Source organism: Arthrobacter glycogeni (assembly GCF_054510815.1).
Genome location: NZ_JBTNDV010000001.1, coordinates 23985 through 36126, shown reverse-complemented (window position 1 = coordinate 36126; position 12142 = coordinate 23985). Strand labels below are relative to the sequence as shown.

The 12142-nt window shown below is 66.1% G+C and carries 10 protein-coding genes; 5 read left to right on the top strand and 5 right to left on the bottom strand.

Features of this window, described 5'->3' with window-relative positions:
- Positions 1-11: 11 nt before the first annotated feature.
- Genes ACX80G_RS00140 through ACX80G_RS00130 form a run of 3 tightly spaced genes read right to left on the bottom strand, consistent with a single transcriptional unit; the run spans position 12 to position 3312 of the window.
- A complete protein-coding gene (locus ACX80G_RS00140; RefSeq protein ID WP_459304950.1) occupies positions 12-1607 on the bottom strand; it encodes an LCP family protein in 1596 nt (531 codons plus the stop codon).
- On the bottom strand, positions 1604-2107 hold the full coding sequence (gene purE / locus ACX80G_RS00135) for a 5-(carboxyamino)imidazole ribonucleotide mutase (RefSeq protein WP_459305333.1): 504 nt from the start codon (positions 2105-2107) through the stop codon (positions 1604-1606). Before purE ends, ACX80G_RS00140 begins: the two co-directional genes overlap by 4 nt.
- A gap of 23 nt (positions 2108-2130) precedes the next feature.
- Complete coding sequence (locus ACX80G_RS00130; protein ID WP_459304949.1) at positions 2131-3312, bottom strand: 5-(carboxyamino)imidazole ribonucleotide synthase; 1182 nt, start codon at positions 3310-3312, stop codon at positions 2131-2133.
- A gap of 193 nt (positions 3313-3505) precedes the next feature.
- Here ACX80G_RS00130 and ACX80G_RS00125 point away from each other — a divergent pair, with 193 nt between their 5' ends.
- Positions 3506-4111: a GtrA family protein gene (locus tag ACX80G_RS00125; RefSeq protein WP_459305332.1), complete on the top strand. Its 606-nt coding sequence runs from the start codon at positions 3506-3508 to the stop codon at positions 4109-4111.
- On the opposite strand, the gene ACX80G_RS00120 is transcribed toward ACX80G_RS00125, so the two are convergent.
- Entirely contained in the window at positions 4089-4817 is a 729-nt protein-coding gene (locus ACX80G_RS00120) for a TIGR03089 family protein (protein ID WP_459304948.1), read from the bottom strand. The two genes, ACX80G_RS00125 and ACX80G_RS00120, sit on opposite strands and share 23 nt — an antisense overlap.
- Before the next feature lie 329 nt (positions 4818-5146).
- Here ACX80G_RS00120 and ACX80G_RS00115 point away from each other — a divergent pair, with 329 nt between their 5' ends.
- From ACX80G_RS00115 to ACX80G_RS00105, 3 genes are read left to right on the top strand one after another with little or no spacing between them, the layout of a single operon-like run.
- Positions 5147-5713: a WhiB family transcriptional regulator gene (locus tag ACX80G_RS00115; protein WP_459304947.1), complete on the top strand. Its 567-nt coding sequence runs from the start codon at positions 5147-5149 to the stop codon at positions 5711-5713.
- A gap of 29 nt (positions 5714-5742) precedes the next feature.
- Positions 5743-9399 (top strand): glycosyltransferase, encoded by a 3657-nt coding sequence (locus ACX80G_RS00110; protein WP_459304946.1) that lies wholly within the window; start codon positions 5743-5745, stop codon positions 9397-9399.
- Positions 9396-11054: a DUF5719 family protein gene (locus ACX80G_RS00105; RefSeq protein ID WP_459304945.1), complete on the top strand. Its 1659-nt coding sequence runs from the start codon at positions 9396-9398 to the stop codon at positions 11052-11054. The genes ACX80G_RS00110 and ACX80G_RS00105 overlap by 4 nt, the downstream gene beginning before the upstream one ends.
- Before the next feature lie 26 nt (positions 11055-11080).
- Here the strand turns inward: ACX80G_RS00105 and ACX80G_RS00100 are convergent, their stop codons facing one another.
- Positions 11081-11395, bottom strand: coding sequence for a metallopeptidase family protein (locus ACX80G_RS00100; RefSeq protein ID WP_459304944.1), 315 nt, complete (start codon positions 11393-11395; stop codon positions 11081-11083).
- Between the two features lie 352 nt (positions 11396-11747).
- Between ACX80G_RS00100 and ACX80G_RS00095 the strand changes: the two genes are divergently transcribed.
- Positions 11748-12131, top strand: a complete 384-nt coding sequence (locus ACX80G_RS00095; protein ID WP_459304943.1) for a DUF3499 domain-containing protein — start codon at positions 11748-11750, stop codon at positions 12129-12131.
- The last annotated feature ends 11 nt before the right edge of the window (positions 12132-12142 follow it).

The window sequence follows — 12142 nt, the reverse complement described above, 5'->3', positions numbered from 1 at the left end:
GACTCGTTTCCTTAGGCGGGACTGCATTCACCGTTGTTATCCAACACGGTGCTCAACGTTGCGATGTCTCCGATGGTAGCCAACTGCTGAAGGTACTCTTCGGTGATCTCAGGCTCGGTCACCTGCCCTGGGACGGTGCCGGGTAGCGGCGTCGGCTGGAAAACCTGCACCATGGCTGGCTCGTCCAAAACAGCGGAAGCTGGCGCTGCAGCGGCGGATTCAGGGCCGGTGGTTTCGGCGAGCGTCTGCCGCACCTTGGCGTGGATCTCCTCGAACACCGGATAGGTGACGAAGTTGTCGGCGGGAGTGCCGAAATCGGGTGGACCGATGGTCAGGCGACGGGTTTCGTGATCCTTGGCTTTCAACGCAAGATCCACGAAACTTCCCAGCTGGTCCAGCGGAATATCAGTTTCGACGATATCGGCGCCAGCGCTGGCCAGGTCCTGGAACCGGGTCAGCACGGTGGCGGGGTCCAGCTGGGCGATCATTGCCTGCTGCACGCACTGCTGTCGGGCAATCCGGTGGTAGTCGGTAACGAACTCGCGGGACCGTGCGTACCAGAGCGCCTGGTAGCCGTCGAGTGTCTGGACCCCGGGGGCGATCCATCCGGACGGTGGATAGTGTCGGATGGGGTCGGTCCCAGGAATCTCTGCGGCGGTGATGGGAACCCACCCACCGGCGTCGATAGTGATCCCACCCATGGCGTCGATCACCTGGGAAAAGCCTTCCATGTCCACGAGGATGTAGGCCTGAACTTCAAGACCCAGGATGCCGCCCGCGGCGTCCATCATGGCCTCCGCCCCCGGGTCATCCGAGTCCGGGTAGAGGTCGGGATGGTCCTGGGCGACGACCGGGTAGAGACTGTTCACGATGCATTCGTCGCCGCAGTTGTACCCCTCAGGGTAGACCTCCCATAGGGGTGAATCTTCGGTGAACGGTGCGTTCTGGAAGTTCCGCGGAATGCTGAACGTCACAGCCGCGCCGGTTGCCGCGTCGACGCTGATCACCGAGATGCTGTCGGGTCGTCGCCCGGTGCGGTCTTCCCCGGCGTCGCCGCCCATGAGCAGGAAGTTGTACCGCCCATCCACGGGTTCAAACGCTGGGCCGGTCTGGAAGATCGAGCCGAAGGTGCCGCGGCTGACGTTGAGCAGATAGGCGCCGTAGGCGAGGGACCCGCTGGTGACCACCATGAGGGTGACCAGCGCCCCGGCGACCACCGGGCGCATTGACCGCTCCAGCAGGGGCGGTTTGATGATGCGCAGGGTGTTAAGGAACAGAAGGGCCCAGGACGCGGCGAGCACCAACAGCACAATAATGAGCACCAGCGACCACCACTGGTGGGTCACCAGACCCACCAGCACGCTGCGGTTGGTGAAGGCGACGACGGCGGCTACCGCAATGGCCAGCCAGGCGCTGAACGTCACGAGCAGAGCGCGGCGGCCCAGGCGGCGATCGCCGGCAACAATCTGCGCCGAGCCGGGCAGCACTAGGGTCAGCAGCAGGAGGACGAAGGCGCGCTTGGTGCGGATCTTTGGGGTAGCCGACTGCGGGTAACGAACCGGGTCAGTCAACAACCACTGCCCCTCTGGGCGGGGGATATGGCTCATACGCTGCTCCCCCCGGGGGTGGCCGCTTGGGCACGAAGAGAGGCGCCCTTCTGCACAGCGCTTTCCCGCAGACTCACAGCGAAGTCGAGGAGGTCACCGTGAAGGCGTTCGGCGAGGGTGCCCTCGCCGGCAGCGAGCATCCGCACCGCGAGGAGCCCCGCGTTGCGTGCGCCTCCAATGGAGACTGCGGCGACCGGAACGCCGGCGGGCATCTGGACGATGGACAGCAGGGAGTCCATGCCATCGAGGTAATTTAGCGGCACCGGTACGCCGATGACGGGCAGGGTAGTGACGGAGGCCAGCATTCCGGGGAGGTGCGCGGCTCCGCCGGCACCCGCGATGATGACGCGTAGCCCCCGCGCCTGGGCCTGCTGGCCATATTCGATCATCTCGGTGGGCATCCGGTGCGCTGAGACGACGTCGGCTTCGAAGGGGACCCCAAACTCCGTCAGCGCCTGGGCCGCTGCTTCCATGACGGGCCAGTCCGAGTCGGACCCCATCACTAGTCCTACCAGTGGGTGGTTCACGCGTTGTCCTTCCGGAGCTCTGTGCCGTTGTGCCCATCACGAAGGATGGCAGCAGTTCGTTCCGCCCGGTCACGGACGGTGTCAAGATTTTCGCCGGTCAGGGCTACGGCGGTGACGTGCCCAATTTTGCGGCCCGGACGCACATCCTTGCCGTAGGCGTGGATCTTCGCTTCGGGTTCGGCGGCCAGCGCCGTCGGATAGGCACTAAAAAGGTCGGCGTTGGCGCCGCCAAGATAGTTCTTCATCACTGTCACTGTCCCGAGCATGGCGGTGCTGCCTAGCGGCAGGTCGAGGATTGCGCGCAGGTGCTGCTCGAACTGGCCCGTCACCGAGCCGTCCATGGTCCAGTGACCTGAATTGTGGGGCCGCATGGCCAACTCGTTGATCAGGTAGCCTGGCTCGGTGTCGGGCGTCTGGAACAGTTCGACGGCCATCACGCCGGTGACCCCGAGCTGGTCGGCGATCCTGAGTGCGGCGTTGCCAATCGACGCCGCAAGCTCCGTGGGGAGGTCAGCGGCGGGCGCGATCACCTCGTCGCACACCCCGTCAACTTGGATGGAGTGCACCACCGGCCAGGCGCGGGTGGCGCCTGACGGGGTGCGAGCCACCAGGGCTGAAAGTTCGCGGCTAAATCGAACTTTAGCCTCGGCGAGCAGGGGGCTGCCCTGGAACCAGGGGGCGGCGCGTGCCGCGTCGGCTTGAGTCTCGAGCATCATCACTCCCTTACCGTCGTATCCGCCGCGGGGGGTCTTCAACACGATCGGCCAGCCGATCCTGTTGCCAAACGCGCGCAGTTCCCCGATCGTCGAGACCTCAGCCCATTCCGGGTTCGGCAGGCCCAGCCGATCAATGGCGCGGCGCATGACAATCTTGTCCTGCGCGTGTGCCAGTGCCTCTGGAGGTGGCTGCACATTGACGCCGTCCGCCTGCAGCGCCCTGAGGAGGTCGCCGGGCACGTGCTCGTGGTCGAAGGTCAGCACATCAACGCCTCGGGCAAACGCGCGCAGGTCGTCCAGGTTGCGGTAGTCGCCCACCGTTGACGAGGCAACAGCCGCCACCGCCGACACCTTGGGGCCTTCGGCGAGGACGCGGAGGGTGAAGCCGAGCTGGACAGCGGGGGAGGCCATCATGCGAGCCAGTTGGCCGCCGCCAATCACACCGATTACAGGAAAAGTCACGTACTCAGGGTACCTACTGCCCGGCGGTGCGCTGGCATGCTGTGCCTGCGCCGGGCGGTTTCTAGGAAACTCCCATGCTGGGCAGCTAAAATGTCTCACTGGTCGTTATGCACGGAGCATGGTGGCACTACATTCGGCGTCGCACGTCCGCAATCACGGTGAATTCGGACAGGCAACCGGACCGCGGAGGGTCATGTTTTCCACGATGGCAGAGCGCATCAGAGGCCTGGCCTCCCTGTTTTGGCGCGAGGTCGCCAAGTTCGGTGCCGTCGGCGGTGTCGCCTTCGTCATCGACAACGGGTTGTTCTGGTATCTGATCCACGGGCCCATGTCTGACAGCGAGGTGAAGGCGAGATTCGTCTCGGCGTCGGTAGCGACGGTTTTCGCCTGGATAGCCAACCGCTACTGGACTTTCAGGCGCCGTCGGCAGCCGAACCCGGTCCGCGAACTTGGCATGTTCGTGCTCATCAACCTCATCGGAATGGGGATCGCCGCAGGGTGCGTGTGGATCGCCAAATATCCAATGGACATCACTGACCGGCCCACACTGTTTTTCGCTGGAATCGTCGGCACGGTGCTCGCGACGGTCCTACGTTTCGTCGCCTACCGGTTCTGGGTGTTCAATGCCGAGCTGGACGAGGATCCGGCGTTCAGCCACGACCGGGAACTGTTCGGCCACCCCGACTCCCGAGCCGACGAGGGCCCAGTCACCGCGTCAACTGGAGCGCAGGCAGGACCCAGGCTGGCCGGCTCGCTGGACCCCGCTACGACCGAACCTACGCTCCCACGCGATCAGTAACCCGTTCGCTGGCCACCAGCTGCGCTGATAAGGCAACACTCGGGTGGGCGACAATCAGGGTCCCCCCGGTGTTCCAGGCATGCACTGCCGCCGCGAGGGTGGTCTCAAGCGCCAGCTCCGCAGAAACCAGCAGCACGCCGCCCGCAGTCCACCCGCAGGCGGCGGCGCGGTCAAAAAGCACCGCCATGCTGAGGTCTCCACTTTCTTGCTCCACCGCCGGACGGGAAGCATCGGCTGGCGGTAGGTCGAAGAACTCATCCCCATAGCTACGCACCTCCGCGGCGTAATCAACTGCACCGGCGGGGAGGATGCCCGACCATTTGAGGTCGAGCGCGCCCAGAGCCACCAACACCATAAGTTGGGACGGGTCAGCAGCGGTCGCGGTAGCCGCTGAGCTGACCACAATGTCCGCTGTCCGGCCGGATCCCGACGCACCATCAACCGGGACTGCCCCAACCTGCCAGCAAGCCAACGCCCACACCAGGGTCTTCCAATGACCGGGCAGTTCCAGCGCAACCCGGGTGCCCGGTCTCGCATCCAGTTCCTCGACCAGCAGGTTGGAGGTCTTGGCAACCCAGTTGTCGAGGACGCGGCCGGACAGTTCAATCCGCTCGCTCTCCGGCCCGTACCAGATCAGGCGGGGTTCCGATGGGCTCAGGGTGCGGAGCTGATTCATGAGTTGAGGGACTGCGGTTAATGGATCCATGACCGGTTGATGCCTTCCAGATGACTTTAATTTGCTGCCGATTTTGGTGAAGAATCCCGATGCAGGGGATTCGCCCGCGTCACAGGGGACACGCCGCCGCCGTGGTGAGAAACTCTCAGCGTGGCGTGAACGGGTTCCCTGGAAATTACTCTATAAGATTCCCCCCAGCGCTTGACTGAACACGTATTACACGCGTGTAATTAGGTATCGGAAAGTTCCAGCACACCGGATACTTAGGCCGCATTGCCTCTCGCAAACATCTTTTGCTCAGCAGTCGTGCCTGAATCCACCACAGCAGCTGCTGGAGCGGCAACACCGGGAGGGCTGACATGGGACAGGTAAAGAAGGTCCACGACCGCACAACCATCGAGGCACAGGCGTCTGCCCGCTACGGATCACGCGGCGTTCCGAGCGACTGGTTCGTTGATCCGGCTGACCCGGACGCCGCCGAACGGTACCGGCAGAGCACCGAAAGCTCGTTAGAGGAACAAGCCACCGCTTTCCTCACTACCCATGAGGCACTGGCCGACCTCCCCGCGGAGGCAGTCGAGTCGACTCCTTCCGCACTATTGACGCCCGAGCGCGTTTCGTCGCCGGCCAGGCAAGCGCCCGGGCGCAGCGATCAGACGGTGTGGATTGGTCTGCCTGGTATCGGCCAGGACTTCGACGACGAAGGTGAGCTCGGCTGGCAGGCCGATTCGCTCTGCGCGCAGACCGACCCCGAAGCGTTCTTCCCTGAGAAGGGCGGTTCAACCCGCGACGCCAAGAAGGTCTGCGGCGCCTGCAATGTGCGCTCGCAGTGCCTTGAGTATGCCCTCGCCAACGACGAGCGTTTCGGCATCTGGGGCGGGCTGTCCGAGCGCGAGCGGCGCCGGCTACGAAAGCGAGCGGTCTAATTCTCCAGCACCCCCGGGTCACGGCCGTTGTGGTAGCCCACAACGGCTCTGCTTTTCTTTCAGCAACTCTCGCCGCGCTCCGCGCCCAGCAGCACCAGCCCAACCTGATGATTGGTGTCGACGCCGGGTCCACTGACGACTCAGCGTCGATCCTGCAGTTGGAGCTACCCGTCGGCAGTCCAGTGGTCGGGTCTGCCTCACGCGCCGGGTTCGGCGCAGCAGCGCGTGTGGGCCTCGCCGAAATTCCCGCACGAAACCGGCCCACCGGGGAGGACACCGCCCACGAGTGGATCTGGTTGCTCCACGATGATTCGGCGCCCGAACCCAACGCCCTCGACGAACTCCTCCTCGCCGTCGAACGCGCTCCCTCCGTCACCGTCGCCGGGTCAAAGCAGGTGGAGTGGGATAACCGCCGAAAGGTGGTCGACGTCGGCCTGTCCATCAGCCGATGGGCCGAACGGCTAACGCTCATCGACGTCGACGAACTCGATCAGGGCCAGTACGACTCGCGCAGCGACGTCTTCGCCGTCAACTCCGCGGGCATGCTGATCCGCCGCGACGTGTGGGACGCCCTCGAGGGATTCGATCCTGCGCTTCCCGGCACCGGTGACGACGTCGACTTCTGCTGGCGCAACCGGCTGGCCGGGCACCGCGTCGTGGTGGTGCCGAGTGCCGTCGTGCGGCACGCTGGCCCACGCACACGCCCCACGGCTGCCCAGCGCGCCGCCCGGAAGGCCGAGGTTTACCTTCGGCTGAAACACGCGACGCTGTGGAAGGTGCCCTTCCTGGCCGTGGGCGCAGTGATCGGCGGCTTTGGCCGACTCGTGCTGGGGCTGCTCGCCAAGGACCCCGGCTACGGCTTTAGCCAGCTCGTTGCCAGCATCGACGCAGTACTGCGTCCGGTGGACCTGTTCAAGTCCCGGCGCCGGGCCGTCGCCACCAGGAAACGTCCACGCAGCGTAGTCCGCGCGCTGCGGACGCCGCGCCGCGAGGTCTGGTCCCACCGGCGGTCGGTGCTTGACGCGTTCTCCGCTGAGGGCCACCTCAGCGACTCGGCGATTGCCGATGAGCAGAGCGCCTATATCCCATCCGGCGACGCCGCCGAAGATTTCAGTTCCCTCGCCGCGCCATCGCGCACCTGGGTGGGACTCGGTGCTGTGGCGGGGGGTCTGGCCCTCACCGCAGTCTCACTGATCGGGCTTTACCGGTTTGTTGGAGCGCCAGCCCTGGCCGGTGGGTCGCTGCTACCGGTGTCCGCGAGCATGGTGGACATCTGGGCCAACGCGTCAACCTGGTGGATCACCCTCGGGTCGGGGATGCCCGGCCACGGTGATCCGTTCGGGTACGTACTCTGGCTACTGGCCGCGCTCGGGCTGGGCAACGGCAACGCGGTACTGGTTACCCTTACCATCCTCGCGCTGCCCCTGGCCGGACTGTCCGCGTGGTTCGCCGCCGGGGCGCTGACCCGGAGCCGGGGACTACGGTTCTGGAGTGCCTTCTTCTGGGCCGCAGTGCCGACCCTTCAGGTAGCCCTGGGCAGCGGCCGACTCGGCGCCCTCCTTGCCCACGTGCTACTACCGCTGGCAGGCCTGGCCCTGCTGCGTGCGGTTGGCGCGGCGAGGGCGCCCCAGCTGGGACCCCAGCGTCAGGCCGGCGCCAGCGCATTCCCGGCGGACGTGTCCATGCCTTCCGGCGAGCACCACCACGACGAGGCGCATCACCGCCGTCGACCTGTCGACCTGATGCTCAAGCCAGGAATCAACGGTGTACCGAGCTGGACCGCCGCCGCAACGGCGGGTCTTCTGCTCGCAGTGATTACTGCTGGAGCGCCGTCTCTGCTTCCCCTGCTTGTGGTGGCAGTGCTCGGCGCGATGTTGCTCCTCCGCCGCCGGGCCAAAACGTTGTGGTGGTCACTCCTTCCCCCGCTGGCCCTGTTTATTCCCTTTATCGGCTCGACTGCCGATCGGCTACGCGCCGTCCTTGCGGACCCTGGCGTCCCGGTCCCCTTCGTGGGCGCCGAACTGTGGCAGCAGATGCTGGGCTATCCGGTAGCCTTCGATCCGATGGCGCCCCTCGCTGCCCTCCCGTTCCTTCCCGACGGTCCGTGGGCCTTGGCTGCCGCGGTGCTGGTGGGTGGGCCCGCCATTCTTCTGGCCGCCGCTGCCCTGTTCATCCCGGGCCGAGGCACCGCGATGGCCCGAGGACTGTGGCTACTGGGCCTCACCGCGCTGCTGCTTGCCACAGCGTTGTCCTTCGTAACGGTTGCGGTGGGATCCTCAGCGCTGATCACACCGTTCACCGGACCCCTGGTGTCAGTGCTCATGCTGGCGATCGCCGGCGCAGCAGTCATTGGTGGCGACAAGGCCCTTGCCGTCCACCGTGCACGCGCCGCAGATCAGGCCCGCACCGCTACCCGCGCACTGACTGACGGCTCCGCTTCTCGACGGCGGAGCCGCCCCGCCCTGGTGGCTGCCGCCGTCGTCCTGGGGATCGGTCCGGCCGTCAGCCTTGGTCTGTGGGCGGTACCCTCTCCCGCCGATATCGCGGGCCCGCCGGCCGCAACCGCCGCAGCAACGGATCCGGCCGCAGCGCAGATTCCCGGCACCCGGTTCGGCACCGACCTCCTCCTCGCGCCGAGCGCCGAACGCACCCTCCCCGCCACCGCCGCCGACCGCGGAAACAGCCCGGAACGCACCAAATCGCTGGTCATGAACGTCGACGGTGACAACAATGTCAGTGCTGCCCTGATGCGCAACGGCGGAACGACGCTCGACCAGCTGTCGCAGATCTACTCAGCCAGTGGCCTTTACGGTCCGCTGGGTTCGGCTGAGGTGCGTAACGATGACGAAGCTACCGCAGCTATCCGCAGCACCGTCGCAGTGATCGTCGCCGGCACGGGTTACGACCCGCGGGAGGAACTGGGACAGCTGGGCGTCGGATTCGTTGTACTGCAGCAATCCGACTCTGCCGCCGAGGTCCTCGCGGCACAGATCGACGCGGTGCCAGGGCTCGTGGCGGTAGGCAACACCACGTCAGGATGGCTGTGGCGAGTCGTCCCGACCACCACCACGGAGGGCGCTGCCAACGCCGACGACGACGCGGGTACTGTCGACGCTGCCGCCGAAGGTATTGCGGCGGGCGCCCGCGCTCGGATTGTCGATCCTGACGGGACCACTGCCACGGTGCTCGAATCCGAGTCGATCAATGTTGGCGCAGACCTTCCGGCCGGGACTGCCGAACGCAGCCTCGTTCTCGCCGAACGGGCCGACGCCGGCTGGCAGGCTACGCTTGACGGGCGTGCCCTGGAGCCCGCGCCATCCGGCTGGTCCCAGGCCTTCGTCCTGCCACCCGATGGCGGTAGCCTCGAGGTCCGTTACATGACGGCCTGGGAGCCCTGGGCGGCGATTGGTTCGGCCATCATCATTGGACTCACTGTCATGCTGGCCATCCCCATGCCATCGCGGGCCCGTTTCGTGAGGGCCTATCCCGGTCGCCGCGGTCAGCCAGCAGTGCTGATTCCACCGCCCACTGTCGAAACAGTCGGAACAAACGAGACGGACAGCCCGGCGGACATCGTCAGCGACCGTCCACCTCACCCATCTCCGGCTGACCCCTCTCCGGTGAACCCACCAACCGACCTGACACCACCCAACGAATCGATCCTCGGTGGAAGGGGCAGATCATGACTGAACCACAAGTTGAAGAAACGCCCACCGCGCGGCCCAGAACCAAACGACGGCCGGCCTCAGCGCTCCGTCGGGTAGTGGGCATCGGAGCCGGGGTTTTCCTGATTGGTGCCAGCGGCACCGTCGTGACGGGCACCGCCCTTCTGAAGCCGACGGAAGCGTCAGCGCAGTTCCCCATTCCGGTGGCCGGGGTGCCAGCGGGCGACTACACCGCCGTGTGTCCGGCCGCGCCACGCCTGCTGGAGAGCGACGCAGCCCTCGCCGACCCAGAATTCAGTCCAGTGTCCGAGACCGCGAGCACCACGGTCAGTGCCATGGTGCTCGGTAGCCTTGGTGGCACGTTGCCTGGCAGTGCGTTGACCCCCCTCGGTGGCGCCGAGCCGCTGGCCACCATCGCCACAGATGAAGCGACAGACGAAGCCGGCGACGACCCGGCTCCCGAATCGGTGAGCAACGAGGATGGCCTGACCACCCGGGCTGCCGGGGTGCTTGAGGACCAGTCAATCGATGGGTCAAGCGTCTTTTCAGCCCAGCCCGTGGGTGGCCTGCCTGCCACCTCCGGCGCGGTTTTCAGCTACAGCGCCACCGACGGCGATCTGGGCGGTCTTGCTGTCGGCCACTGCACCGCGCCGGGCAGCGACTTCTGGATCCTCGGGGCGTCCACCACGGTGGGAGCGACAGCGGTCCTCAACCTCTCCAACCCGTCAGGAACGCCAGCCACCGTAGACCTTGAGCTGCACGGGACCAACGGACCCATCGAAGCCGGCGGAACCAGAGGATTGCTGATCGCGCCCGGCGGCACGGAGTCGATTGTGCTGGCAGGTCTCGCCACCGATCAGGACCAGCTGGCCGTTCGGGTGTTGAGCGACGGCGGGCGGGTCACCGGGAGTATCCAGCAGAGTGTGCTGCGCGAACTCACACCCGGGGGTGTGGAGCTCCTCCAACCAGCCGCACCCGCATCGAGCACCCAGGTCATTCCCGGAGTGCGGGTCCAGGACAAGGACATTGCCGACGAGGTCAGCGCCCAGGATGGCTACGAGACGGCCGTTCCAGCCGTCCAGGTAGTGGTGCCGGGCAGCACTGACGCAGTGCTCAATGTCAGGGTGTACGGTTCGGGTGGCGAGGTGGACCTTCCCGACGGGGGAGTGCTCACCGCCGCCGCTGGCACAGTAACAGGCGTGTCACTGGATACCCTTCCCGCCGGTGACTACACGGTCGAAATCGCCTCCGATGTTCTCATCTCGGCGTCGGCACGGGTGAACCGTGGCACCGAAGCCGGGGAGTCGGTCGATTTCGGTTTCGCGCCCTCCGGTGTCCGGTTGGGCAATACCCAGGTGGCGGTGTTCCCGGGCGGGTCACGAGGCGCCCTCACGTTCGGGGCACCCTCAGGCCGGTCCGAGGTTCAGCTGACCCCGGTGGCAGGGGACGGGACACTGCAGAGCGAACAGGCGGTCAGCGTGGCAGGCGGAACCACTGTCACAGTGGCCGCCGCGGACCTTGGTGACGACGTGGTGGCGGTCCTGATTGGGGCCTCGGGGGACCCTGTCTACGGGGCGCAGGTGCACCAGATTGACAGCAACCCTGGCATTTCGGTGACCTCACTGCCTCCCGGCAGCGCCGGACAATCGAGCGTAGCGGTCAACCTGGGGTACTGATCGTCCCCCCGAGCCCCTGAGCCCGGTCAGGCCCGGGACCGACCGTAGGCAGGATCAACAGCCTCAGGGGCCATCCCCAGCAGCTCGGCAGTCTGTTCCACCACGACATCGTGAACCAGTTCATTGGGTGGAATGAAACCGCCGGCAGCAAGCTCCACCAGATGCCGGTAGATGATAATGGTGGGCGGCCGGTTCGGCGCCCCCGGGATTGATGTGCCAAGCACTCCACGCAGCGACTCGGCGGTCATGGTCTCAAGGTTGGCGGGGATATCCTGCACCACCATTTGAAGATCGAGAATGCGCTCACCCCACAGGCGTTCCAGCCGCTGAGCCGATTCCATTACCCAATCGTCGAACCGCTCAGCCCTGCTGCGCGAGCCGGGAAGATGAGAAGGTATTATTGGGCCGCGAAGACCGCGGCCGTGCCTGTTCCTCCGGCGGCGGCTGTAGCGTGGGCCAGGAGGGGCGCTCCCCGCGCCAGCAGCCGGGTCGGTCAGCCGCACCGAAAATGTTGAACTGTCCCGCATGTATTGACTCTAAACCCATTGGCACCTGTTGGTACCCATTGCAAGGTCTCCACGCCCGACGGCGCACGGCTGCACGCCCGACGGTGCACGGCTGCACGCCCGACGGCGCGCGGGCCCGGCTCGTGATCCCCGCTCTCCAGCGCCCGAGCCGGTAGGGTGATCAGTCGTGGGATCCCTTCGAACTTGTTCGCGCTCAGCCTGTCAGCGCGCCGCCGTCGCGACGCTCACCTTCGTGTACTCCGATTCCACCGCAGTGCTCGGTCCGCTGGCCACTTACGCGGAACCCCATTGTTACGATCTGTGTACCACCCATGCGGAGCGGCTCACCGTGCCGAGAGGGTGGGAGGTGGTGCGACTGGCGCTGCCGTCAACGCCGCCCGCACCGCATCCCGACGACCTCGACGCCCTGGTCAACGCGGTCCGGGAGGCAGCCACCGATCGCGGCCAGGACACTGGCCCAGCGGTGCGGGGCAGCAAAGGATCACTCGAACCGCCTGCCAACGCCGGCGGTGCGCGCCGAGGGCACCTGCGCATCCTCCGCGAACAATAGGCCACCCGGAC

Coding starts and splice junctions, on each gene's coding strand:
- purE (WP_459305333.1), bottom strand. CDS start 2,107: ATGGGGTCCGACTCGGACTGGCCCGTCATGGAAGCAGCGGCCCAGGCG.
- ACX80G_RS00125 (WP_459305332.1), top strand. CDS start 3,506: ATGTTTTCCACGATGGCAGAGCGCATCAGAGGCCTGGCCTCCCTGTTT.
- ACX80G_RS00105 (WP_459304945.1), top strand. CDS start 9,396: ATGACTGAACCACAAGTTGAAGAAACGCCCACCGCGCGGCCCAGAACC.
- ACX80G_RS00140 (WP_459304950.1), bottom strand. CDS start 1,607: ATGAGCCATATCCCCCGCCCAGAGGGGCAGTGGTTGTTGACTGACCCG.
- ACX80G_RS00120 (WP_459304948.1), bottom strand. CDS start 4,817: ATGGATCCATTAACCGCAGTCCCTCAACTCATGAATCAGCTCCGCACC.
- ACX80G_RS00115 (WP_459304947.1), top strand. CDS start 5,147: ATGGGACAGGTAAAGAAGGTCCACGACCGCACAACCATCGAGGCACAG.
- ACX80G_RS00100 (WP_459304944.1), bottom strand. CDS start 11,395: ATGGAATCGGCTCAGCGGCTGGAACGCCTGTGGGGTGAGCGCATTCTC.